Origin of the sequence: Agrobacterium sp. CCNWLW155 (assembly GCF_036888815.1) — a bacterium.
Classification (GTDB): Bacteria; Pseudomonadota; Alphaproteobacteria; order Rhizobiales; family Rhizobiaceae; genus Agrobacterium; species Agrobacterium radiobacter.
Map to the genome: position 1 here is coordinate 1,268,406 of NZ_JBAKFW010000001.1, position 25,009 is coordinate 1,293,414.

Annotated in this window: 25 protein-coding genes; all 25 read right to left on the bottom strand. The window is 57.1% G+C overall.

Annotated features, from left to right (window positions below; translation table 11 throughout):
* Positions 1–5: 5 nt before the first annotated feature.
* Positions 6–479 carry a hypothetical protein gene (locus V6S97_RS06445; protein WP_334426372.1) on the bottom strand — a complete coding sequence of 158 codons (474 nt, stop codon included), beginning with the start codon at positions 477–479 and terminating at the stop codon, positions 6–8.
* Positions 476–1,465 carry a gp53-like domain-containing protein gene (locus V6S97_RS06450; protein ID WP_334426374.1) on the bottom strand — a complete coding sequence of 330 codons (990 nt, stop codon included), beginning with the start codon at positions 1,463–1,465 and terminating at the stop codon, positions 476–478. The genes V6S97_RS06445 and V6S97_RS06450 overlap by 4 nt, the downstream gene beginning before the upstream one ends.
* Positions 1,465–3,831 (bottom strand): phage tail protein, encoded by a 2,367-nt coding sequence (locus V6S97_RS06455; protein WP_334426376.1) that lies wholly within the window; start codon positions 3,829–3,831, stop codon positions 1,465–1,467. The genes V6S97_RS06450 and V6S97_RS06455 overlap by 1 nt, the downstream gene beginning before the upstream one ends.
* Positions 3,831–4,034: a hypothetical protein gene (locus tag V6S97_RS06460; protein ID WP_334426378.1), complete on the bottom strand. Its 204-nt coding sequence runs from the start codon at positions 4,032–4,034 to the stop codon at positions 3,831–3,833. Before V6S97_RS06460 ends, V6S97_RS06455 begins: the two co-directional genes overlap by 1 nt.
* On the bottom strand, positions 4,031–4,270 hold the full coding sequence (locus V6S97_RS06465) for a hypothetical protein (protein ID WP_334426379.1): 240 nt from the start codon (positions 4,268–4,270) through the stop codon (positions 4,031–4,033). The genes V6S97_RS06460 and V6S97_RS06465 overlap by 4 nt, the downstream gene beginning before the upstream one ends.
* A gap of 38 nt (positions 4,271–4,308) precedes the next feature.
* Positions 4,309–5,202 (bottom strand): phage BR0599 family protein, encoded by an 894-nt coding sequence (locus V6S97_RS06470; RefSeq protein ID WP_334426381.1) that lies wholly within the window; start codon positions 5,200–5,202, stop codon positions 4,309–4,311.
* Positions 5,203–5,214: 12 nt separating this feature from the next.
* Positions 5,215–7,530 (bottom strand): hypothetical protein, encoded by a 2,316-nt coding sequence (locus V6S97_RS06475; protein ID WP_334426382.1) that lies wholly within the window; start codon positions 7,528–7,530, stop codon positions 5,215–5,217.
* Position 7,531: 1 nt separating this feature from the next.
* A complete protein-coding gene (locus V6S97_RS06480) occupies positions 7,532–8,833 on the bottom strand; it encodes a hypothetical protein (protein WP_334426383.1) in 1,302 nt (433 codons plus the stop codon).
* A 60-nt stretch (positions 8,834–8,893) separates the two neighbouring features.
* Entirely contained in the window at positions 8,894–12,439 is a 3,546-nt protein-coding gene (locus V6S97_RS06485) for a phage tail length tape measure family protein (RefSeq protein WP_334426384.1), read from the bottom strand.
* Positions 12,426–12,560, bottom strand: coding sequence for a hypothetical protein (locus V6S97_RS06490; protein ID WP_272872982.1), 135 nt, complete (start codon positions 12,558–12,560; stop codon positions 12,426–12,428). The genes V6S97_RS06485 and V6S97_RS06490 overlap by 14 nt, the downstream gene beginning before the upstream one ends.
* A 131-nt stretch (positions 12,561–12,691) precedes the next feature.
* Complete coding sequence (locus tag V6S97_RS06495) at positions 12,692–13,108, bottom strand: phage pre-tape measure protein (protein ID WP_334426385.1); 417 nt, start codon at positions 13,106–13,108, stop codon at positions 12,692–12,694.
* A 9-nt stretch (positions 13,109–13,117) separates the two neighbouring features.
* Positions 13,118–13,912: a hypothetical protein gene (locus V6S97_RS06500; RefSeq protein WP_334426387.1), complete on the bottom strand. Its 795-nt coding sequence runs from the start codon at positions 13,910–13,912 to the stop codon at positions 13,118–13,120.
* Positions 13,913–13,958: 46 nt separating this feature from the next.
* Positions 13,959–14,486, bottom strand: coding sequence for a hypothetical protein (locus V6S97_RS06505; protein WP_334426388.1), 528 nt, complete (start codon positions 14,484–14,486; stop codon positions 13,959–13,961).
* Positions 14,479–15,090 carry a hypothetical protein gene (locus V6S97_RS06510; RefSeq protein WP_334426389.1) on the bottom strand — a complete coding sequence of 204 codons (612 nt, stop codon included), beginning with the start codon at positions 15,088–15,090 and terminating at the stop codon, positions 14,479–14,481. The genes V6S97_RS06505 and V6S97_RS06510 overlap by 8 nt, the downstream gene beginning before the upstream one ends.
* Positions 15,075–15,389: a hypothetical protein gene (locus V6S97_RS06515; protein WP_334426391.1), complete on the bottom strand. Its 315-nt coding sequence runs from the start codon at positions 15,387–15,389 to the stop codon at positions 15,075–15,077. Before V6S97_RS06515 ends, V6S97_RS06510 begins: the two co-directional genes overlap by 16 nt.
* Before the next feature lie 95 nt (positions 15,390–15,484).
* On the bottom strand, positions 15,485–15,829 hold the full coding sequence (locus V6S97_RS06520) for a hypothetical protein (protein ID WP_334426392.1): 345 nt from the start codon (positions 15,827–15,829) through the stop codon (positions 15,485–15,487).
* Positions 15,830–15,910: 81 nt separating this feature from the next.
* Positions 15,911–17,008 (bottom strand): major capsid protein, encoded by a 1,098-nt coding sequence (locus V6S97_RS06525; protein WP_334426393.1) that lies wholly within the window; start codon positions 17,006–17,008, stop codon positions 15,911–15,913.
* Between the two features lie 12 nt (positions 17,009–17,020).
* A complete protein-coding gene (locus tag V6S97_RS06530; RefSeq protein ID WP_092731713.1) occupies positions 17,021–17,452 on the bottom strand; it encodes a head decoration protein in 432 nt (143 codons plus the stop codon).
* Positions 17,453–17,458: 6 nt separating this feature from the next.
* Positions 17,459–18,754: a S49 family peptidase gene (locus V6S97_RS06535; RefSeq protein ID WP_334426394.1), complete on the bottom strand. Its 1,296-nt coding sequence runs from the start codon at positions 18,752–18,754 to the stop codon at positions 17,459–17,461.
* The gene (locus V6S97_RS06540; RefSeq protein ID WP_334426395.1) at positions 18,751–20,442 is read right to left on the bottom strand and encodes a phage portal protein; all 1,692 of its coding nucleotides are present in this window, start codon (positions 20,440–20,442) and stop codon (positions 18,751–18,753) included. The genes V6S97_RS06535 and V6S97_RS06540 overlap by 4 nt, the downstream gene beginning before the upstream one ends.
* Complete coding sequence (gene gpW / locus V6S97_RS06545) at positions 20,439–20,666, bottom strand: gpW family head-tail joining protein (RefSeq protein WP_187772398.1); 228 nt, start codon at positions 20,664–20,666, stop codon at positions 20,439–20,441. The genes V6S97_RS06540 and gpW overlap by 4 nt, the downstream gene beginning before the upstream one ends.
* Positions 20,667–20,928: 262 nt before the next feature.
* On the bottom strand, positions 20,929–23,106 hold the full coding sequence (locus tag V6S97_RS06550) for a terminase gpA endonuclease subunit (protein ID WP_334426396.1): 2,178 nt from the start codon (positions 23,104–23,106) through the stop codon (positions 20,929–20,931).
* Positions 23,103–23,915 carry a hypothetical protein gene (locus V6S97_RS06555; RefSeq protein WP_334426397.1) on the bottom strand — a complete coding sequence of 271 codons (813 nt, stop codon included), beginning with the start codon at positions 23,913–23,915 and terminating at the stop codon, positions 23,103–23,105. Before V6S97_RS06555 ends, V6S97_RS06550 begins: the two co-directional genes overlap by 4 nt.
* Complete coding sequence (locus V6S97_RS06560; protein WP_334426398.1) at positions 23,912–24,610, bottom strand: hypothetical protein; 699 nt, start codon at positions 24,608–24,610, stop codon at positions 23,912–23,914. The genes V6S97_RS06555 and V6S97_RS06560 overlap by 4 nt, the downstream gene beginning before the upstream one ends.
* Before the next feature lie 3 nt (positions 24,611–24,613).
* On the bottom strand, positions 24,614–24,823 hold the full coding sequence (locus V6S97_RS06565; RefSeq protein ID WP_210316676.1) for a helix-turn-helix transcriptional regulator: 210 nt from the start codon (positions 24,821–24,823) through the stop codon (positions 24,614–24,616).
* Positions 24,824–25,009 lie beyond the last annotated feature (186 nt).

Below are 25,009 nucleotides of genomic sequence, written 5' to 3' on the forward strand. Positions count from 1 at the left end.
AATCCTTATTCTGTTACAGGCCAAGAAATTGGCGTAATCTCGATGAGGAACTCATCAACGGTCGGCTGCTGTCGCTGAGCAGCCTGCACCTTGGCCAGCTCACCATACGCGTAAGACCAGACGTTATCGCGCCACGCGACGAAGGCCTGAGCCTCTGCCGCCCACTTCGGTTTGGTAGACGCCGTATAGGATGCCAGCGTCACCCCGTCCCGAAACTGGCGCTCGCGCGCCGTACTGTCGACAAGGTTCTGGATGGCGTTCTCGTAGTCGGTGATGGATGGCGACACGGCGGCCGGCTCCACGATTATCACCTCGCCATCAAGGTAACGACGACCGCCTGCGTTTTCGAGGAATTCAAGGTGCTGCGCCTCAGTGATAACTACAGCGTCGGAAGGAATTACTTCCTCCGGATTGCTGCATGCCTCAGAGATCCAAAAGCCGACGGGAAAGCCAAGATCATCGAATTTTGCGTAAATCATGGAGCCACTCCTATTGCGATCCAATCGACGCGGATGTTAGCTGAGCTGAGTGCAGATCCCGTGTTCCCCACTCGCGCACTCACAGCGAAACCGGCAGCTTGTGGCCATGGGGCCGAGCGTAACTGTGAAAGCACCATGTTTCCGCCAGCGGTCTGACTTTCTCCGTTCCACGCAACAACGTTGTAGGACGAGCCGCTGGAAAATGATGTTGGGAAGCTTATTCCCAAATTTCCGCCGCCATCAGTTACACCAACTGTCGTACCCCACTGCATCAACCGTCCATTTGGTAACTTCATCCAGCCAGTACCTGATGTCGCGCCCATGGTCGTGAACATCGCCGCACCATTTGCGTCATCCAGGATCGTCCGGGCAAACGCGGTCAGATCGGCAAGAGAGGCCGCGCTCGCTCCGCTGAAGTAAGGGAGCTTGTCAGCGGCAGGCGTCAGAGCATGAAGAGCCGCAATAGCACCGGTGATAGCCTTGATGAGCTTTCCAGTGGTCGCGTCGAACGCAACGGGGAAATTGTCAGAGACACCACCGTTCGGACCGGCTACCTTTAGATCAAGCGCCGCCTGCTGTGCGGTACTGACCGGCTTATCCTCGTCAGACGTATTGTCGGCGTTTCCAAGTCCGACATCCCCCTTATCGATCGTAACGTCCGCAGTCAGAGCATGACCCGCAATCGTGCGCGACGTAGGTACTTTGTCCGCAAGCGCGTCATCCACCGCTTCCGCCGAAGCGAAGAACGACGGCAACTGGCCCCCGAGTTTATCTGCGTCGGGCGCCGCACCAATAGCGGCATAAACGTCCTCCGCACTCTGCGCCGACAAAAGCGTCTGAATGAACGCCGGATAGTTCCCGTTCACAAAGTCAGCAATCTGCTGCGCCGTGACCTTTCGACTATTCCCTTGCTGCACAGTGTGAAACAGCGCCGCCGCAAGCAGCGCTTCGATCGGCAATAATGCTCCAAGTTCCTTGTCGGCCATCAGGCGTCTCCTGAAAGTAGAATGCGTCCGCTCTCGTCGCCCGACAGGTGGAGATAACCGCTCTCGTCACCGGACAATATGATCGCATCGCGAGGTGTGATTTGAACCGCCAGCGTGTGTGCCTGGAGGGAACGATAGCTGTCACGTTCAGCCGATACTGTGATCGTCGAGTTGACGTTCGTGCCGAGTTCGCTGAGCGGAATGGTGAAACTGTTGCCGGTCAAACCGGGATAGCTGACGATCAGAGTTCCGGTCGTCGTTCGAACATCGATGCGCGTCGTCTGACCGTCTTCGCCGCCAACGTCAGCCTCGTTCCATTTCAGAGCCTGCGTCGACTCAAGAATACGGTTACGGTTCGACCAGGTTACCGACAACTCGGACGCGGCTCGCGCATCGACCGCGCCGAAACCCACACCGTTGATCTTCACGTTGGCAGGCCGGTTAGGGCGATACGGGCGCGGTGTGATCGAGATATTCAACTGCGGAGCATCTGCCAACGGAAGTGCGCCGGCTGTCGTTCTGGTCAGCAGCCAGTAGGACGTGCTCTCGAACACCGACCTCACAGTCGGATCTACCATGATGGAGTCGGCCGGAATGATGAAGCAGCGTGTTCCGACAGGCCACGCCTTCGGGATGGTATCGAGCATTCCACGGTTCAAGAGATATCCGAGCGCGTCCGCAGTCTGAACCGTGCAGATTTCCGTGTATTCGTCGTTCCCGGTCCCAATGAGAATAAAATCGCCAGCCGATGGAACGCCGCCGCGCAATCCCGGCAACGAGGTCAACTGGCTTTGCGACTCGGCAATGAGCGGAGTGGTGAGCGCAAAAGTGCCGAAGAACGGCCGGGTGCCGATCGATGAACGTTTGGTCGTGCCGTTCACGTCCGTGACGTAGGTCACAAGATCGTAGTTCACGTCATCATCGCTGTCGGCACCGACCGTGACGGCGGCGAGCGCCTCCGGATATTCCAGTTCGGAAGGATCGTTGAGTTTCAGTGCAGCGGCGGCCATGAATGCAGGAGCCGTGCCGATCTGGTAATAGGACGCAGGTGTCGGCGGTTGCGACGGATTTACCCACGCGGTGTCGTCGGACTCAAGGTAGCTGGCGAGATCGAGCCCGAAAATGTCTTCGTAGAGATCGAGCGTGACGACGTTGCTGTCTTTCTGGACCTCGGAAACCCGGAAGACGATCCGCTCGATATCGTATTCGGGCCACGACAGAACGACCACGTCGCTGCTCACCGAGTCCCAAAACTGCCGCGTCACCTGAGCCTGACAAGTAGCGATAGGATTCACAGAGGCAGCAAGGTCACGCTCGGCCACATACTGCGCCGCCGTTCTCGAGGTGAAACCGTAATAGTTCCTCGAAGAACTGACGATCCCGCCTTCTGCTGCAATGCCGGCCAGATCCTGGACGGTGATCGTTTCGGTCTTTCCAGTTTCGGCGTTCGTCATCGTGACGACGATCTCGTTCGCCAGTTCGCCCCATGCCTTGCGGGCAAAACTGGAAAGATCGGCGTTGCTCGGGTCAATCACAGGCAGCAAGTCGACATCGTAGTCGCCGCGGAGCGCCTTGATGGTATGCTTGCCGGTCGAGGGCTTCACGAACACTGCAGCCTGAACATGGTTGCAGACCTCGCCGATGAATTTTTCGATCTCGCTCTGACGCGTCCAGATCAAACTCATGCCGAGCTTTTCATTGTGAAAAAGTTGGGCGGCTGCCTCGAAAGACGGCTTGTCGATAACGCCTGGCGACTCGCCCATTCCCCAGTCCTGATTCGTCAGGCATTCGTAAATGATGTGAGCTGGATTGGCGGCAAACTGGGGATTTCCAAGGGAATCATTGTCGACTTGGATCAATGCGAGGGCCGGATTGAGACCGATCGGAGCGCGACGGACACGGAAAGAAAAGGCACGCAGATACGGATTATTTGCCGCCAGATAGAAACCGCGTTTGAATGCCGACGGCTGATTGTTCAGCGCGTTGACAAGCCCTTGATAAGCGCCTTCCCACACATCAGCGATACCGGTCAGAAAGACGCTTGCGAGCCCACGGAAACCGGGGCATGTCGCGCTCGTTAGCCCGAGACGCGCTGCCAGCGACTCCGGCATGACCTGAGTCGCTTTGCCGGGCAGCCACCATAAAAGGCCTTTGACGCCGCCCTCTTTTTTCACATCCCCGAAAAGATCGGGCCGGTTCACCGGCACTGTACCCTCGTCAACCAGTCCGCCGCGCCAGATTTCCTTGTCGTTGTATTTTGCGGCGACCAGTGTCAGGCCGTCACCATAGGCGCAAATGCCCATGTGGAGGCCCATGGTGTATTCGAAGATTTCGACTTTACCTTCGCCTTTACCGCCCATTCCCATCAGGACGACCTCGCTCGGATGGCGTCGAGCACGCGATCAAGCTGAGCGTCGAAACCTTTACCGCGCAGTTGTGATGCCGGCATACCGTTTTTCAGGAAGTGCTCGAAATCGCCGCCGCCCGTCACGAACGCCTTGCGAACCCCTTTCACGCAGAAGAAGGGTCGCATGTCGCTAATCGTGACGATGGGGTCCGACTCGCTCAAGCTGAGACCTTTCTGCTGGTCGTCGCCTTATCGCCCCACCACAGCACGTTAGGGGCGACATCAAGTTCACCGAACACCACAGGTATGGGACGGCTTTCGGCCGTCGGCTCATCCATGTCCCGAAGTTCATCAGGTTGCGAGGTGGCAGCTTTCGGCATCATCAGGTAGCCGATCACCATCGAGCCTACGCCGATGAGAAGCTGGACCAGAAATGATGCCAGGAAAGGAAGGGGCATGGCTCACTTTTCGCGCGTTTCACGTTTAGTGAGTAATTCTAGTAGAACTGGTTCTTGGAGGAAAGCGGATTTTCAAGCGGAATGAATGGTTGGCCGCCATAGTTATGAATATTGTTGTGCTGATTGCACCCGCTCATTTGCCGGTTGCATCCCCTGATGACAGAGAGTTGGGTTCCGACAGCGAGCCCTCGGGCAATGCCACGAACGATGATTACACTGGTCCCGCTGTCGTTAATCACGTTCGCAATGGTGCGCAGTTCTCGAACGCCGGTATCCGAGTTCACCCATTCCAGCAGCCCGCCGATGTAAAGTCCGAAATGGGCACCCAACCACGCATCCACCATGACCCTGTTGCGGGTCACGCTTGTTACCGAGCGGGTGACCGTGGCTGCCGCCCGGTTCGCTCTGCACTGGGAACCATAAAGGACGTGCGGGCAGCCGATCTGATAGTTCCGTCGAAGACCCGGTCGCTTCAGAGACGTTGAGACAGGTTGGCAAGAAAGCTCGATCTCGTTCTTCTTGTAGGTGCTTCCGAGGACGCGACCAAGCCAAAGAGCCGGATAATTTTCTTCGGTCACGGGATCGCCTACGTGCCCCTCGAAAATCGTCAGGTTGACGACCTGTGACGGCGGATATGCCAGAAACAACTGATCGATTTCGCTACCGAGTGACATGGAGATCGTCACATCTGATTTGTCCAGCGTGCCGTCATGGGTGATCGCGCTGTTCTTAATCGGCCACGGGTAGAACGGCAGGATGATATCCTGTCCCAGTTCGTTTGTTCCAATCTTCCGGTTGATGATTGTCTCACCATTGTTGAAACCGTAAGGGCCGATCATCCCGCTCTCAGCGGAGTTTTCAGCACCCTGAATGAGATAGAGGGAGACCGGTGTGCCGCTATATCGGCTGTTCTCTCGTTGATTAAATGACATCGACGATCTCCATCATGCTTTAAAGGCTACAGCCGTGATGAGTTTATTACTCACGGTGACACCGTCAGTGTTGCTCGCTTCGAACCTGAATGTTGTTTGTGTTCGTCCGACCGGTGGTGTGTACAGGTAGGCTCTTGACGCTGGCATAGTTGTCGACTGCGCACCCTGGAGTCGAAATTGTTCTACAAGAGTGCCGTCGGTGTCGTTCCAAAATTGATAGATTGTATAATTCGTATTGCTGGTGCTCAGCACTAAAGAAACGTCGACCCTGATCGCGGGACCCTTGGGACCGTGCACGATAGTCAGTGAATTTGTTCCTGTTGCAGCAGCAGTGACAGCACCCGTGGCTATGTTGTGCTCTTGAACCACCAACCTGGTTATGTTCGCGTCACCAATGTCGACGTAGCCCAAAATGGCAGAGATAGCCGAAAGAGAACCGACGCTCATCTTTGCGGCGGTGACGGCACCTGCAGCAAGTTTATCCGTGGAGACGATGCCTGCCTGGAGATGACCTGCCTGAATAGCGTCGGCAGCAATATGCTGCGCGCGGATCGCATTGGCTGCGATCTGGTCGGCACCGACCGTTCCGGTCTTGATCCCTTGCCCGTCGATGATGGTTCGCCCATAGTCGGTGCTCAGGTTAAGACCACCCTTATACGTGGCGAGAACGATGTTATTCGAGGCAAAAGCGGTGGAAGGTAACGTTGTCGACGATAGGGAAGACGCGCCTTTCGCCCAGTAGATGTAAATCGTCGCGTCGGTCCACATCGCCCCGATGGGGTTCTCCGACACAGCAACCTCAACCGTAGCTCCGGCGTCGTCCAGATATGTAATAGTTCCAGCGGTCCAACTGACACGGTTGGATGTCGGCGTGTTTCCTGAGAATGCGATCCCGGTCGCCGTTACCCCTCTGGCTCCGATCTCGAGAACGTTTGCTCGAACCGAATTGGTGGCGATGTTGCCGCCGTTGATTTTGGTATTGTCGCCGCCTGAGCGCCAGTCCGCGAGCGAAGTTCCGCCAGCAATCAGGATCTTACCGGGGTCAATTTGCGTCAGTGCCTGATTGATACGGCCGGCAGGATCGTTAGCGTAACCCGCCACGTCGCCGAGCGCGTGCCCGCTGACTGTGATCGAACCTGCCAACGCAGTGTTCGCCATCAACTTTGCCGCGCTTAACTCGACGATATGAGCGTTCTCAATGATCGCTTCAGCGATCTGCGCCGCGCCGGTAATGACGGCCTGATTGGCAACTAGCTGGTTTGCACCAATCGTCTGTGCCAGGATCGTGCCGCCATCGATGAACGCTTTGCCTTCGACGGCCTGATAGTCGGTTTCACCCTGATAGACGCCGATGAGGATTGAATCCTGTGCGTACATCGTCACGAGTGACGTGGTTACCGAAAACTTATTGTCATCGAGGATGTAATAGACGTAGACGGTCGCGCCGCTGAAATCGACATAGCCGGCAGGGATGTTTTTCGTAACAGGAATGCTGCCATCGGTGCCAAAGCTGATCTGACCTGCTGTCCACGTAAGCCGGTTTCCGTTGGGTGGATCACCCGGCTTGAAGAGGATGCCCACCAAAGTTGCTTTGACTTCGCTTCTGACTTCAGTAGTCGTCGCCGAAGCCGGCGCTGACCATGGAGATGCGTTTCCTGACGTGTCGACAGCACGCACCCAATACCAGCGCGTCACCTCCGGATCCTGACCGCCAATGACGAAAGCGTTTGTTTGAGACGTGAATGAAGGAATAGAGGCTTCCGTTGGAGCAGGAAATTCCTCCAACGCCTCGAAGAGGTCATATCTGGCAAAGTCACTTTCGGTGCTGGCCCCCCACTTCAACCAAGTGGAATTGATGCCACCCGTAGCCGTGAGGCCTACAGGCATCGCAGGCGGAATCTCGTCTGCCACGGTGGTGTGTGTGAATTCGACGCTCGGCTCAGACTTGTTGCCTGACTTGTCGATCGCATAAACGCGGCCGGTGTAGACCGTGTTTGGTATCATTGGAACCTGATACATGGTCGAACTGGTCTGGTAACCGATCCAGCTCCCGAGACCCTGCTTCAATTGCAGCTCGTAGTATGCAAAATCATCCTCGAGCGAAGGAGCCCACGTTCCGATCACCAGATTGGATGGCACCAGCGTCGAATCAAGTTTGAAGTCTTTCGGACGTGCCGGCGCGATCGTGTCGACCAGTGCATCAAGATCTTCGGGCGTGACGGAGCCGAGGGAACCGTCGATCGCTCCCTGTAACAGAAGATTGAGTTTTGAGCGAACGCTGGCGCCGGATTCGCCATTCTTGATGAGATCGACAGGACCGATAGGCATCTCAGTCCTCCCACACTGCGGAGTCGACCCACTGCCCGCGATCTCGCCAATAACCCGTCGCCAAAATCCAGTTGCTGCCGTAGGAGCTTTCGGCTGCCAGGTTTTCGAGCGTGACAAACGAGAGGCTGATGTTTGCCACCGTGTTCGTCACCCATTCGATCGTGAGGCTGTCCTGCGCGAATCGGGAGACGAACATCCACGAAATCTGCTCGATCTCCGAGGCGGCAACGCCGATATCCTCATGGAACTCGACGAAGGTGTTTCCGCCGCTCGTCGCCATCAAGGTAATCTCGCGAGGCAGAAGCTGCCCGGAACGTGTCCGGATCAAAACCGCCGCGTGCGCGCGGTCTTCGTTGTAGGTGTCAAAGAAATCCGTCCCTGCGAACTGGATCACCTTGTCCGCCACATTCATGGCGGCAGGGAAATCACTTCCCCACGTCGGAACGTAAATCTCACCCGCCCTCCCCTTGCATCGCACGAAGATGTCCAGAATAGCCATCGCATCCGCACGGCTCATCGCCATGTAGGTGGCGGTCAGCGTTCGTGACACGAGCGGAACGGGCGTGAATGTTTTCACGACACCGCGGGAATAATCGACAGTCTCGAATTTGAGGTTGAACTGCACCTGCGGTCGATTGAGATAATTCGGCTTGCGCAGGAGAACGTAGCGGCCGAACAGGATGGCTGCTGGCCCGAAGGATTGGACACTGTCACCCTCGGCACTTTCGTCAAACGGCAGATCGTCCGGAGTCCGCACCACGGAGCCCGGCTCGACATCAAACTTGACCGGAGTCGTCGCGACCTGATTGGTGTAAAGTGAAAGCGTGTTCGAGTTGGCAAGTTGCGCGGGTAGATACGGGAGCAGATACGCGCCTGCGCCAATCGGCTTGGGTAGCGGGTTTACGAGGACGACCGTGTTGTTGTCCACGAAGTCGATATGCACCTTGGCCGCCGTGCGTCCCGTCATCAGAACGTAGGTTCCGTCGTTGACCAGCCAGAGCGGTGTTGACTCTATCAACAGAACAGTCGCGCCGGCTGCCGTGGTGCTCTTCACCAAAGCGGGCTCCGCTGAGAAGTCAGCAATCTCGACCTTGCCGTCCCGCGCCCGGTTCACCGCATCGGCGAAATTGCGCATCCGCTCACCATCGAGAAGGATGGTTGCTTCAACAGCGCGCCGTGGCTGAATGCGAAGTGCCCGGCGCTGCTCGCTCCCGTTTCGGGTGGTGAACACGTCCGTTTTGAACTCGTAGGTATCCCGGATTCCGTTACGCCAGTTGGGCACGAAAGGGAGGAAGACTGCCATGTGTCGAACCGATCCTCGTTTGGCGGGAATTTCTCATATTAAGAGTAATTTTGCAACGAACTATCGACCGAGAGCACCGTTGACCTTGTTCTGATTTCGGGTCATCCAGTTGGTCAATATCCGTTCCCCCGCAACGCTGGACAACGCAGCTTCCAGCACCTCTTCAGGATTGAACGCGTTGACCACTTTCAGATTGACGGCTCTACCACCGCCCCCATTCGCAGAATGACGCGGATCGTTCTCGGTCAGAACCTCTTCACCTTCGAGGGCGACGATCGGGACTTCACCCTGACGTAAGCCGTCGGTTACGATACCCCCGCCGTGATATCGCTGCGCACCGGCAAAAACCATCGGGTTAACGCGACGGGTTTGGGTCGTAGTACCGACCATACCGCCGCTATGCTTGGCGCCGAAGAGTCCTGATAGAAGCCCGCCAATACCGCCCCCTGCGCCAGCGCCTGACGACGTCCCTCCAGTCAAAGCGTTGAACAGAGCCTGTTTGATGATAGCTTTCCCGATCTCAATCAGGAACTCGGAGATTCCTTGCAGCAGCGCGTTGAAGAACGCGTCGGCGGCATTTTCACCGTTTGCTATAGCCTGCGCGAAGGCACTGAATGCATTGCCACCAATGTCGGCGAGCTTTTCGTTAATGTCTTCCGCTGTTGGGAGGAATTGCGTTTTCATGCGATCGGTCGACTGACCGATCGTAATCTGCATGTTCTGCAACTGACTAATAGCGTTGGCTGCACCCTCGCCACCCATCGCCTGCCAGAAGGCAATGGCGGAGGCGATAGCCTCGTTGAGCTTCGTGTTTACGTTATCCAGTTCGGTAGCCGTCGACGCGAATAGCGATTGGTCGCCGCTCGATTGCGCAAGATCCATGCGCTCAAGCAACAGGGAACGCTGTTCGAGAAGTTCGTTCACTTCGCGATTGACGTTGCTCCGGTCAAATTCTTCCGCAGCCAGTCGCTCCGTTTCAGCGCGTTGCTCTTTCGTCAGTTGAAGTCCAGTTTCCCGTGCCCGGTTCTCCTCATCACGAACGGCTTTGAGAATAGCAGCCTCGCGGGCGGACTTGGACATCAGGTCGAGTTCGAACTTCTGCTGCTCGACGCGCTTCTGATAATCGGTAAGATACTCCTGCTGATCGAGCGCCCGATCCTTGTCAAACTGTGCGAGTTTGGTCGCGTGTTCGACGGTTCCCGCATACGCTGCGAGCAGCCCTTGCGCCCTCGCCTCGTGACCGCCCATCTGCTCGGAGACCTTGTCGAGGACTGTACCAGGCGCGCCGCCGTTCTTGGCGTCCGAGGCATTGATGTTTTTCGCATTGCCCGCATTGATGGCCGCATAAATCTGCAGCAAGCCATCACCAGCTTTCACGCCGGCATCTGCCAGATATTTTCCGACCGCCTCGATCTGCTGCGAGATTGTGGTTTCACCAGTCACTCCATATCTGGCGGCCTGAGGTTCACCCCACTGGATCAAACCGCGGTGCTGACCGTTCTGCGTCGTGGGGCCCGCCTTCCATGGGTCGAAGGTTCCGCCTGTCTCGTAGGACATAGCGGTGAGCAAATCTTTCGCGCTCACGCCCATCTGCTCGGCAAGCTTGACGGTCGCCGCAATCAGTTCCTCCATCTGCCGGCCTTGCGGCGTGCCTCGCTCCGCCGTGTACTGCGCCTCGAAGTTCCGGTTCTGCGCATCATAGAGCGCGCCGGCCTGCTGGCGGATGGCCTCGGTTTGCTCCTTTGTGAGGCCGAGGAATTCCTGATTGAGCTTTTTCGCCTGTTCCAGTGCGTCGTTGCGCGCCTTCAGCAGCTTTTCTTCAATAAAGCGCTCACGGTTGGTGAGGGTAACCGCAGAGGCCTCCTCGCGCATACTGTCGAGACCCTTTTCGACGGCAGCATTGATTTTCATCTGTGCCTTTTGCTGCACCTCGGTTTCACCGCTCATTGCAGCAGTTTCAAAGTTCCGCTCACGCTCAACCTTGGCAATCTCCCGCTGAAGTCCGAGCAGGTCGTTAAGCTCGGACTTCATCTCGGCAAGATTATCAACCCCGCTCATACCCATCGAACCGGTTGCAATACCTCCCTCCCGAAGCTTTTCTTCCAGTGCGATGGCCTGCCGCAGTTCAGAAATACGGTCACCGACACTCTGGTCTTCGAAGGCACCCTGCACAACCTTGGTGGCGGTGCGGACATCACGCGTGAAATTCTTCACGTCACGTCCAAAACGATCGATTTCCCGCGTCACGAATTGAATGATGCCGCTGTCCTCAAGCGCACCGACAAGCTCATCCCACGCGGCGCGCATCTCATCGATCGCTTTCGCCCAGTCGCTCGCCTCTGTCTTTGTTCCCTCGAGCTTGGTGCGAAGGACATCCTGCGCCATGGCCAGCGCACCTGCGCGATTTCCACTCGCGTCCATCGCCTTGATCTGCTCGTACTGCGAGGCCGTGAGGAAGTTCAGTTCCTCGTCTAGTGCTTGTACGTCGTCAACCGAGCCTCTGAACGCGGCAGAAACCCTCCTGCCAGCTTCGACAACCCCTTCACCGGTCACAGCATCGAGGTTCTTGGCAAGGTCCGCGAGACCTGCGAACCGGCCACCGGAAATGCCGTCGGAAGCAAAGCCGGCAACCAGCGAACGGGCGTCGTCGATCGAGACCCCCATATCCTTGATTTTGTCGGTGATTTCCGTGAGCCCCTCAGCGGTATAACGATAGCCATCGGCTGAGAGTGCGAGCTTCTTCTGGAAGTATTCGACAGAGTCGCCGGCTTCCTTCAGGCGCATCGCCGCAGAGATGAACGGGGCCAGAACAACGCCAAGCATTGCGAGTTGCGGGATAGACCGTGCCACGGTGACCATGACGTTGGGCCAGATCTGCGCGAACTGACCGGCCTGCTGTGCCAGCACCTGCAATGGCGCCTGACCCATGGCGAGACCCGACACAACGTCGTTCACCTGATAACCAAGGTTCGTCAACTGCCACGGGCGCAAACCATAGACCAAAATATCTTCGGGATCGCCGCCTACTCGGGAACCCTTCTTGGCTCCACCGCCCGCGTTGGCTACGGAATCCATCCGGTCACCGAGCGAACCCTGCGCGGCGGCAGCTTTCTTCGACGCCGTGGTTAGCTTGTTCAGTTCTGCTGTGGTGTTGACGAGCGAAACGCTCTCGTTCGTGGACGCCACAGCACCGCGCTGCATCTCTGTCGCAAGCCGGCTGAAACTCGCGAAGCCTACACGAGCCTCGCCGTTGATTTGCTGGAGAGCCGCGCGCTTCTGTTGCAACGCGCCCATGGCTTCACGAGAACGGTCACGCACCAGTTTGATCGTGTCGCCCAGTTCTCGCATTTCCGCCGCAGACAACGAGCCCGTGCGGGCAGCATTGGCCTGGACTGCGCGATAACGATCAACTTCGCTGTTGAGACGCTTGTAATTCGCGACAGCGGTCTCGATCTCACCTTTAGCAACACCGACGACGGCTCTACGACCCTGAGCGGCGGCCGAAGCTGAAAGGCGCTTCTGCTGCTGCTCAAGGTTCCTGAGAACTTTCGAATATTCATCGCGAGCCTTGACGGCAAATTCGACGACTCTTTCACGGCTCGCCATTGTTCAGCACCTTCAATTGCGACTGGAAAGCCTTGAGGGCTTTCTTGGTGGAGGCGGGCTTCACGCTCTGATTTGGGACTGTGGAGATCGCCATTTGCAGAAGGGCTGCTTCGCTTGCCATTTGAGCGTTGATCCTGTCGACCACGAAGCGAGCCTCTACAAAAACCTTGCTGACCGGATAGAACCAGGCTGATGGGTGTCCGTGGGCCAGCAACAAGCTGACCTGGCGATGGACACCCTCTACCCAGTCCGTCAGGTTTTCAGGGATGTCAGGCTTGCCGCGCCCGCTATCGCCCGAACGACGATCTCCATGAGTTTTTCCAAGCCGCCCTCCGCGACGAGGGTGAGGTTGACAATCTTCTCGAGAGCATCGACCTGAACGCTTAGAGGCAACCGCGCGGCCATGTTGACCGCGTTAGGATTGCCCGAGCCGTAAGCGATGACCATTGCTGCAAGCGGTGCGAAATCGTCCGTCATGCTCAAGGCAATCTCTTCGACGCTTCCGCTCAGCTCGCCAGCGATAGCCTTGGTGTAAAGATCTGCACACACGCTACGATGTTCACGAATGATGCGGGTGATATGCGCAAAGGCGAGACCGTAAACTTCGAAGGACTGGGTCCCGACTTTCACGGTCTCGCTCGGCAGTATCAGTGTCTCCAACTGATCCATGTCGATCCCTTACGCTACCGGACGACCGTCGCGATACGCGAGCGCGAGGTTGCCCTTTTTCATGACGCTGATCGAAAGCGGCAACTGCTGCCATTCGCTCGACTCGGGGTCCATGATGAGCGCGAGGTCGCCGTTCGGCGACAGACGGACACGGGGGAAGGTGATGTCGAACTGCGGACCGATCGGGTTGTTCGAGATGAACTTGAGCGCGCCTTCAACTTGAGTTTCCCCGGCAACGATCTGATCGCGCGTGGATGCCGCCACGGAATAGTTCACTTCGATGGATCCACCGATCGCTGCGCTTCCGACGGGGATGTAAACCGTGCCGAGGTCGGCATCGAGAATGTAATCCTCATCGAGCGTGAAGGTTACCGGCGTCGTCGCAGCCCCATCGGTAATAACGACGGTTGTGACCTTTCGGGCACCGGACGGATTGGTGTCACTGAAACCGAGCTGATAAAGATCGCCGGCTTTGACTTCTTCGAAGGTTTCTTCAACGTTCGAACTGGCGGTGACGGTGACCGTCGTCACCTCGCTCATAAAGAAGTACGCTGCATTCTCGGCCTTCATATCGTCCGTCGTTACGGAGCCGGTCAACGTCGCTTCGATGGCAACTTCTTCGTCCAGTGTGCGGAAGCCGACCCGCGACGAATAGTGCGGCAGCGTTTCAGCTTCGCGAGCCAGCGTGAATTCGGGCGTATTACCGAGTTCGCGAAAAGGACCAGGAACCTGCGTTCCGGGCTTGTATTTGGCGAAAAGAGCGGTTCCGCGCGGTACAGTGAGATTGCGGGATTGCAGGTCCATAGAATTTCTCTCCTTGTGAGTATTGCGACTATAACGTGATTTTATGCTACGCGAAAGGCGTCTCAAGGTTTTCGGCAAGGCCGAGGGTGACCGGTATGAGGAAATAGGCCACGCTCGAAACCTCGTCGTCCGGTGGGCGATGTACGGGCTGGCCGATCGATAACGACATCACGCATGGCGCTTTATTTCCGAGACCGAGAATATCGAAGCGATTCGCTTTGGCGCGGACCAGTGCCCGGATGACTTCGGCGGACAATCTGTAAGCCGGATCGAGCGGATGTTCGTGATCGTCTTCGACGAAACCCTGGATGAGCACGCGGAACTGATTGACGGCTGCGGGAGAGGTTGATGTCCCGTTCACTGCGTCCACTGGCCGCGGATCTTCAAGCAACACGACCATGGGGCGAGGATCGTTGTCGCCAAACAGCGTCCTTCCACGAAATACGCGTTCTGCAGGGCGGCCGGCACTATCGACGAAATCCGACAGATCGAACTCACAGTCGTTCGCTGGATTGACCTGCTTCACATAGTGGCTCAATTGCTTCATGGCCCGCAGGCGAAAAGGATCAACCATTCAACAGCTCCAACTGCCTGAAAAACTCTTTTTCGAGGAATTCCAATGACTCAGGTGCCATCTCTTCATAAATGCCACCGCCATCGGAGGCGGAGCGAAGCGCCTGGTCGACCGACGGGCCGTACAAAAGCCAGAGGTTCTTTCCCAACGACCGGGGCTTGTACGCTCCCTTGGGCAGCGACCCGTCTGTGCGGACAGCGAGTCCGACGTTGTTGTTCTTCAGGCGCATGAGAAACGCGCGGCGAATGGATCGGGTCTGACCCGGCTTGACCGTCACGTTGATCTTTCCGCCTTTGTGACGCTGTCCACCGGACAACGGTTTTTGCTTCGTGAAACGGGCCAGCGAGGTTGCGGACCCCCTACCCTCAATCACGGTCTCAAGCGAACTACGTTTCGCCTTCGTCTTCAGCCAGAGCCGCTTGCTAGAAGGAGAAACGTAAGACGCTGGAAACGCTACCTGGTTACGGGCAGCACGGGCAAACTTGGTGCGGTCGCGCGTCGCTGTCGTGTTGAGAGCACGAACCAACGCCAACTCGGTCGTGTTCGTCATTTCATCGACGAACGAAAGTTGATCGAATTCGATGGCAATTACTGCTGCGACCATGGTGGGATGCCCCTCCACTCGTCGCCCGAGGTGTCGACCTGAGAGAGCAAGCTTGCCAGTTCCGCTTTCGTGGCGGTCCTGACCTCAACCCATATGAAACCCTCTCGTTCAGGGCGGCTCGGGCCGGTCACATATGCCTCGGCATCGCTGAGAATGACGAAGGCGCTGGCGACCACGTTGGCCACTTCTGCGACCTTGAAGATGACGCGATCGACAATGTCGACAATCTGCCCGCTTCCGTCTTCACCCTGCGCCTCAAGAACAGTCGGACGCTGATGCAGCCGGATGTTAACGGGCACGGGAATTCCCGCGGCGTGGGTGAGATACACCGCGGGAATCGAGAAGGTTTCATGGACTGGAAGCAGGTGTTCTCGCTTCCTTTCCCGCCAGTTCATCAGACGAGCGCTCCGCTTTCACCTTCGCCAGCCGCAGGGGTTACACCCTCGCCAGCCGCAGGAGGTTCGGTTCCGGCTGCCGAAGTCTTCGACGGCGTCGCTTTACCCTTTCCCTTGCCTTTGCCCGACTTGGTTTCGTCGGCGCCGGTCTCGTCATTGTCGAGATCGATTTCCTCGTCGGGATGGGCTAGCTTGTAAAGCTTCATCTCGTCGGTGGTCGGCTCGCGAACTGCGCCGAGACGGAGCATGTCTTTGTAGTCTTTGTCGGTGAACTGTTGCACCTGACCGACGGGAAGCTCTTCATCCTTGCGACGGATGCTATGAAGCGTAAAACCGTATTCCATTTTCTCAGTCTCCTGTTGATGGGAAAAAGCATCCCCGAGCAGGGGATGCTGTATGCTCTTTGAACCGACGCCGCCCGCTGGTTACGGTGCGATGACGTTAGCCAAGAGAGTGGCGTTCGGGTTGATCGGAACGAACAGCGGAGCCGACTTGTGGGTGATGTATTCGACTTCGAGGTCGCCCGGCTGCTCCCAGTTCTTCGGGAAGATCGGGAGAGCTTCGTAGCCAGCTTTCTTGTCGATGATCCGACCGAATGCGCGAGTACCGCTGACTGCCTCCGCGGTGCTCGTGAAGAGGATCTGGTGGTTGCCGATGTAGCGCGCTGCTGCACCGGTTTGCGGATCGATGTAGGTCGAATTGTCGACCCAAAGCTCGATCGACTGACCAGAACCGCCACCGATCGTCATTTCACCCACTTTGAACACCGGATCGCCGGAAACGAGGCCGCGTTCGTAGGTGATGTTCCCGCCCTTCAGGTTCAGGTCCAGATGCGTCTTGAACTCTGCGTCCTTGCGCATGATGGCCCAAACACCGCCGCCCATGGTCGCACGAACCGGGACGCCGCCGAAGTCTGCCGTCGCCATCCGGTCGATTACCAACTGGAAGAAGTCGACGATCGAAACACCGGCTTCGCCGAAACGGCTGCCGGCACCGAGCGTGATGGTGTGGTTCACTGCGCGTTTGAAGTCGACGAGCGTGGTCGGGTAGTTTTCACCAGAGATGGTGACCTTGCCGTCGCGAAGCGCGGTCGCCGCCATCCAGTTCCAGCGGCGATTGATGGCACGAACATGGCTCTCGGCGATGGCAGCGCGGATGAGCGTGAGGCGCTGCATCGGCGTAAGCTGCACGGGCATCTGAGACATGTTCGCATCGATACCGACACGACGGCGAAGCGGCATGAGCGGGTCGACCTGATCTTCCAGTTTAATGTACGCAGGCTTGAAGCGGAAAGCCGTTCCGGTGTCTTCGTAGACCGACTCGCCGCGCGCGAGCGGCATGACGAACGGAGCAAGCTTGCGGCCCTGCACCGGCATCTTTTCGAAATCGATCCACTCGTCGTTCGAGCGCAGTTCGTAGGGGAACCACTGAGTCCAGTAGAGCGGATCGGGCTTGATGTCACGGAACACGCCAAGGAAGCGGCTGGTGTCCCAGAGTTCGAGATGTTGGGTCTGAGCGACCATTGATGCCTCCTGTTACGCGCGCTTGGCGACGATGATGGTGGTGGGAGTGGGCGCGCCACGGAAAGCCGCCTGTTTCAGCGCATCCGTGCTGAAAGAGTCGTCCCATACGAGCGCGTCCTGGTTAAAGCAGCCGGAGTAGAACACCTGGCCGTTGACGGCCGGGGAACCAGCACCGCCGCGCGAGACGGCGTGGGCGAGTACGCCGATAGCCTGCACGTCATCGTCGGGGCTGGCGCTCCCGGTAACGGCCGGCACCAGTTCACCGGTTGCGTTCAGGCCGAGAACGGTGAACTGCGCGTAATTCGCGTTCAGCGGAATCGGGAACGAATAGGCAGGTGCCAGTTCCGGGTGGGAACCTGCCAACAGATGGTTCTGCAGGTAGGTGTCGAGTTCCTCGAACGCTGCGCGGCCGGGATCTGCATAGGGAGGCGTAATGTTTGCCATCGCGGTTTACTCCTTGTTGTCAGAGAAGCCGGCGAGGCCGTAGCCGCGGATCAGCGCTCGGTCCTTCTCGGCATCGGTTGCCTGGTTGTCGTCATTGGCATCGGCACCAGCAGCGATGTTCGGCTGAGTCGTGCCGTCCATGGCGGCGGTGAACATGCCGGCAGGGGCACCCGCGCCGGGCTGCGTGGCGGCGGCAGCGTCGGGTTTTGCTTCTTCCGGCAGCGATGCCAGAAACTCCGTCGCCTCATCAGCAGACATCGATGTCTTAAGGGCGGCGGTCAGCGCGGCAGTGGGACGCGCCTTGCCAGCGTCCGAGCCGATGATCGCGTTGATGCGAAAAATTGCGTTGGCGGCGCCGGTCTTTTCACCTTCTGCGACACCTTCGGCACGTGCGGCAGCGACCGCAGCTTCGTGTTCGGCCTGAGAGTTTTCGGCCATTGGTTCATCTCCTTCTTGTGAGAATGTGGCCTGTAAGGCCGATACGGCGTCTTCAAGATTTCCGATGGCATCAGCCAGTCCAATCTCGAGTGCCTGACGAGACATGAAGGTTTGAGCATCGGTCTCGTCGACCGCCTCATCACTCATGCCCCGACCCCTCGCCACCATGGCGACGAATTGCGAATGCAGTTCTTCGACCTCCGCCTGCCACTTTTCCTTCGTGGCGTTCGACAGAGGTTCGATTGAATTGCCTTGAAACTTGCCCGGCTTCGATCGAACGATCGTTGGGGTAATACCCGCCTGCTCGAGCATCTTGGAACGTTCGACATGTGTCCGAACCACGCCGATCGAACCCACGCCCCCAGTGCGAGCAACAGTGATGTGTGATGTGGCAGCGGCGATGTTGTAGGCGGCGGAGTAGGCAAACTCGGCAGCGACAGCGCGAATCTGCTTAATTGAGCGCGTCTCGTAAATGAAATCGCAGAGATCCCAGTTTCCGGAGACCATCCCGCCGCCTGAATCAATGACGAGGATGATCGACTTGACCTGACTATCGTCGCGTCCACGACGAACCGCTTCACGGATGTATTCGTAACCGGTCAGCCAATCGCCAACCTGATACGGAAAATTGTTCAGAAGAATGCCTTGAACCGGCACATAAAGAATGCCGTTCTTCACATTGTATGGACGATACCGATAACGGTAATCATCCTCGGCGTACCAGAAATCGTTTTCGTTCGCGGCCATCTTGTCGATCTCTGCGAGATGATCTGCCGCCATATGCGAATAAGTTTCGAGCCACGAACCACGGGTTTCGGCAACGAGAGCGGTGCTGTCCTGAAAACGTGCGAGGATTGCGTTCACGCCGCCTCTCCTTCTCTTGGTGTGGCGGACAGTGAGTTTTCCATGTCCTTGGTATCAATGCTGTCGTAGATCGACGGATTGCCGTAAAAGCTGTCCAGTTCCCGCTCTCGCTGGATCTGGCGTGCGACGCGGCGATAGTCGCCGCCGCTCATTTTCGCGATCTCGGCTTCCTTCGTGGAGAACCCGCTTTTCACCTTGAGAACGGCGGCCTGAGTTTCCTTGAGCGGATCGATCTGACCCTGCCCCGCGCCGATCCATTCGCACGCGCAGTAGGCTTCGGCGTTCAATCCCTCGTAAAAGAGCGGCACGTTCTTTCTTTTGAGGCATTCGAGGTCGTTCTTGTTGATCGCTTCCTCGAGCCAGAGGCGATAGATGAAGTTGGCAACGCCATCGGCTGCAATCGCCTTCTTGGCATTCATACCCTTTTGCGTTTCGCCGATCGAAGCGCGAGCCGAGGAATAGTTCGTCTGTGTGAAATCGCGCGAGAACTGCTCGTAAGAAAGCCCGAGGGCCGCCGCGATGTAGCGCAGAAGGCTCTGCTCATACTTGTCGCCGAGTGGGCCGACGGCACCAGTGTTCTGCAACTTCAGCTTTGTGCCGGGCGCAAACACAGGAATTTTGGCGCCGTCCATGTGCAAGTTAGTCGCATTGGAATTGTAGGCCTCAATAGCCCCCAAGTATGCGGTCATCCATTCGACAGTGGCGTTGCCCTCAGGAGTCTGTCCGCCAAGGGCTGCCAGGACATCATCAGGAATTTCCGACTCAACCGAAGCTGCGTAGCTGGCTGCGACGACAGCGCGTTCCAGTTCCGTGCGACGAAAGTGCTTCGTCATACGCATTTCGGAAAGCGCCGAAACCAAGTCAGATACGCCGCGGGACTGATCAGGGCGATCCTGCTCATAAATATGCAGGATCATTGGTCGACCCCACCGGTTGCGAGCGGGAACCCGTGTCCAGTTCATGTCGGAGAGACTGGAAAAATCGTGGTACGGGCCGTCGTTCGGATGGGAATTCCGGATGTGATAGGCAATCGGAGCGCCGCGACGGTCACGCTCCACGCCGTTTCGGATGCGCGACCAGTCCTGCATGAGCTTGTCCATCGGAGTGGAAAGCCGATCAGGATCGATCATCTGCACGGCGGAACGGTACGGACGACCATCGGCCGGCATCCATTCGGCGCTTGCCAGAATTTCCCCGCCGCCGAAGAACGTGCAGACACCGAGGCGAACCTGCGCGGTGAAGGTGTTGATGCGGGCGGCGTCGACCCATTTCTGCTGGCTTTCGCCCCACAGCATGAACTTGGTCTCAACCTCTTCCTGAAACGCCTCTTCCCACTTCGGGTCTTCCTTGCCCCACAGGACCTTCGTCTCAGGACGAGCATTGAGCTGGTAGCGGGAACCGACGATTGAGTCGCGGTAGATGTCAGCGCCACCAGACACGAACGCATCATTGCGAATCGTATCGCGCGACCGGGCATCAAGATTGGTTTTCTCAGGGAGAATTTCGGCGTCGGCCGAGCGAATGGCGGGCTGCCAGCGTGCAAGACGGTCGACTTTCGATGCACCATCATAAGCGACACCGCCCGATGCTGCCGCCGTAGCACCGGGCGGTTGCACCGCATCGGCAACCGCTGTGGAGACATCAGCGGCAGTTCCGATCAGGTCTGAAAGATCAACAGCCGCCCTCATCCCCACGTCGGCCTCATGACACGATGCGGAGTTGTCGGCTGTCCAGCGATTTGAGCTTTGAGGTCTTCGATGTACTGACGAAGGCGGGAGATGTTTGCCATCGTGTAGCGGACGGACTCGCCGTTGCTATCACGAACCTCGGCGACGCCTTTGCCGGTCAATAGCTCGTGGAGGGCTTTTTGAGCCTCTCGTAACCAAACCTGCAATTCGGCGTTCGTCGCCATTTGTCACCCCGCAATGCGCTCTTGCAGGGTGAGTAATACCGCCGTTCATTCTTAATTACAATATTAAGTTGGAATTTTATAAACCATTTCCGTGTACCGCCTATCACAGGCGTCGTAATAACCGCAGCGGGCGAAAATGCATAAACAAAGCAATTTCAACCACGTTAACGAGCAAGTTCATCAAGGCCTCCTTTCTTTTCAAGCGTTGTCGTTACGTGACAAATATGCACTCAAAAAGTGAAAGTCAATCTTGATGTGATTTTTATGCTAATTTTTTTGCAAGCTCCGCCAGTGCGTTAAGTCCGGTGGGTTTAACTGGAGGAGGATCGTCATCAACCTGACCGCCTGAAACGAGGTCGTTGCGATCCCACTCTTCCGCCCAAGACGGCGGGTTTTTCCAGTCGATGCGGTCGAAACCGAAGTGTGTATAGGGCACGTTCTTCTCGATCGGCTTCAACGAAATACCCTCGGCATAGTAGGTCAGGTCGAATGCTTCGTTGCGCTTCTTCCGCGTGTTCAGCCATCCCTTGGCCGTGCGTGTTTCCGAGGTAAGCTGCACGAAATACCAATCCTCCGCCCAGTCAGGGAATCGCAGCATGCCGCCGTCGACACCCTCGTCAGCGATTCGCCGGGACATCAGCAACGAGACGGCGTCCTTGAGCTTGTTGGAATTGAGCATGACCACGGGCACGTCACCGCGTGCGATGGCAAGCGGGCCTTTCTGCGACGAGTCTGGCCATTCAGTCCGCGCCAACGGTTTCGACTTGGAAGCCTCACCCTTCACCAGGATGAAACGGCGATGCGACCCATCCTGTTTCGCCTTCAACCGGCGCCAAAAATTATACGCATGGGCGGTAACCCCTTCCGCGCCACCCGAGTCGGAGGCGGTTGCGCGGATCGCCATGCGCCGGCCACTTCCGTCCCCCAGCTCATAGGTCTTGTTCATCACCTCTGGAATCAGGACATCCCAGTCCTCGCCGAATGCAGCAGGATCGATAGGCAGACGATCGGCGTTCGCATTGCGGCGGTTCGACAGGCGAACCTTGAACATGTCGACGACAACGCGATCACCGTCGGCCGTGTATCCCAAGACCTGAACGACAAACGCGCTCTTCTGGATATCGACCGTGGCGACAAGATAACGCACGCCTTCAGGAACAAGCGGTTCCTCTGGTGTCGACCCCCAGTCTTCACCCTTGGCTTTCAGCAGTTCTGGCGCGAAATCGGACAGGCGTGCCTGCGGGATGTAGAAACCACCTTGGTCAGTGGTTCTCGTCTTCCGTAGGGGGCCATCGTCACCGGTATCCTCAAGAGCCTTCAACGCCCGAAGTTCTTTTTCAACCAGTTGGCCCCAATCCTGATAGGCAGCCGCAGGGCCTTTTAGCCAAAAAGATGCGATCGAAGACCTTGTGACCTTCATACCGGGTCTGACATCGATGTGTTTGTCCGAGCCCGGTCGGATGAATTCCCCCTCGCGAATCCAGTCACCAAAGCTGTTCATTTCATCTTTCCATCTAGGCTCAATTATACAGCCATGTGGGCAGATCATGGTCGTGCTCTCTCGCGCTTCCATGGGATCGTCGCTCTCCCAACGAAGAAGCTTGAAATCAGGCTCAAACCAATCGTTGCATTGCGGGCAACACCACTGCCAGCGCTGACGGTCGCCCCGGTTGTGGAGTTCAAAGATTCCTCGGATCGGCGGAGCTTCGTGCGGCGAAGCCGGCATCCATCGCGGGTTTTCGATTTCCTTGTTCGGGTTAGGCGAAGATTCGGCGACGGTCATACCGAAGCGTTTGAACGTCGTTGTTCGCATGGCACCGAGGTCGAACGGATTACCTTCACCGTCAACATCGTCGTCCATACGGTCATAGTCTATGAACATGACCCGTGGCACGGTAATGCCTGACAGGTTCGATGCGGTGGGATACGTTAAGAGGAACCTCATCCCGCTCTTGAAAGCTTTGTCGAACGTGTTGTCGTGCTGGCGGGACGTTAACTGCTCGGCACGCACATCGGTCGACGCTAACAAATATCGTTCCAGGTCACCCTTTGACCACTTGCGCGCGTTTTCTCGGTCCATGTGGACATAGAGCATGTCGGCAGGGTCGGTTTTAACCGTGTGTGTGATCCAATTGAGACCCATCAACGTCTTACCGGTTCGAGCCGGACCGACGAAAACCATACCGGTGTAATCAAGCGACGTGAGCACATCCTGCGGCTTCTTGAGATACGGCGTCTTCTCAAGTGACCACGGCTTGCTGTAACCGCCCCCACTGCCCACGCGCGAGAACTTTTGCCCGGCCTCGGTCACGGTCATCCGGTTGGAAGGCTTCATATCGTCGAAGGCTGACGCTATGATGTCTTCAACGGTCTTATAGCGCACGGAGTCAATTAACTCATCGATCGTGGGTGGCCGGATTTGGCGGAGCGGTGAATTCATGCGGCCAACAACCATTCTGTGAGATTGAAGTATTCGTCCCGATCACCCGTCGGATCCTCTTCACACACAATTCCGCATTCAATGCGCATCGTTTTAAGGGGGCGACCGACGGCGTCGGCAGGCAGTTCGTCAAGGAAAATTCGTTCACCTTTGTAACGAACTAGCCGGACGCCAAGGCGTCGAGATTGCTGAGCGCGAGCGGCGAAAATATCAGGAAAGACGCGACGGACGAGGTTCCAATACGTAGGGCTGGTAGCCTTCACGCAGCCAATACAGTTGGCATTGGGAAAGCCAAGGCTATATATCCGAGGCAGCGCTATTCGGAAGAAATGCAGCAGCGAAGCACAATCGTCTTTAGTGTAATTCGCGTCAATCAGGACGGGTAAAACGTTCTCGCGCTCTGTCATTATAAAGCGCGCATGGCGGTCCCTTTCGTCAGCGGTGAAGCCAAAGACATGCCAATCAACTCTATTATGCTGTTCGTAGTCCTGTCGGGCTTCTTTTTTCCCGTGAACGGTACACGGCGCCCCTTTTGGGAACACCATTGCTTTCCGTTTTTCCCATATGTCGACCGCTGAATTCGACGGATACTCAGGGTTTCCGTGCAGTATAATCGGCTGACCAAGCCACTGTGACACATCACTCTGGAATCGAAGATTATCTTCATCTTCTTCGGCTATCGGGTTATTCACAATCTGAACGTCGCAAATTGCGCCGTAACGACGGACTGTCTCCCACGCCGCAACGGCACTGGCGGCGCCATTCGAGAACCAGACTACGATAGTATCCCCCGGAAGCGGTGAATTCACTCTTCATCTCCCGCAGGCCTGTCAGCATCGTCAATCATCCGACCGCTGCTATCCAGTTCACTCTTGATGTGTGCGGTCATGGACAGGGTTTCGCGAGGCATCTCTACGAGCGTCTTGCGGATTTCGTCGACAAGCCGATTTGTGGCGTCGACCAAGGCGCCATACTGCTTGTTGCTGAGCAACTCCTTCTCGGGCAGGTCTTCGATCCACATCTTCACGTCCTGGCGGATCATCATGGCGACGCGTCCGAGAACGAGCATTACGTCTTCCGTGTGCCAAAGATCACCCGAAGCGAGCATCACTCGGTTCCGTTGGTGAGCAGAGTCCCACCACATCTTGTTGACATAGGGCGGCAGGCTGGCAGCATTCTGTTGGGCGAACCAGTCCTCGATGCTCCCGCGCGGCGGCACGAGGTAGGACATAGCGGTCATGAAATCGTAGAACGGCACCTGCTTGCCGCCGTGGGTGGCCCATTTCGCCACCGGACACTTTTCCAGTCTCTTCTGAATTTGCTTCGGCTGCTTGCCGACCACGTTCGCGATGAACATCACGCCGACGGGCTTGCGGAACTCGGTGTAATGCGGGAGGTCTTCCTGCATCTGCTTCTGGAGCCGGGCCTCAGCCTCGGCCTTGGTAGGCCTGCCCCGCGGGCGGCCAGCCGGTTCTCCGCCCATCAAATCGCTGAGATCGACCATGGCTTACACCAGCAGGTCTGAGAGATCGACATTCGGCCGTCGGGTCGTCTTTGCGATCCACTGCTCCACGTCTCGTCTGTTCCAGGCTGAAAACCGATGCGAGATCCGCGTCTGTGCGGGGAATGTGCCGGCCTTCACACGGCGATAAATCTCGGCGCGGGATAAGGTCGTCACCTTCGACACATCGGTCACCCTCATAAGGCTGTCGTTCATTTGCGTCTCCATTCGTCTCTCATAAAGTGATATTCACTCTTTACGTGAAATTCAAGAGTCGTTATGAGTAATTTCATCAGCCGAACGCTGTTCGATGAAACCGGACAAATGGAGGTCGCCATGCAGTCGGCGGCTAAAGCCCGCCACCAGTGCCCCGGCTCCGAGGGTCAAATCGGGCATCATCAT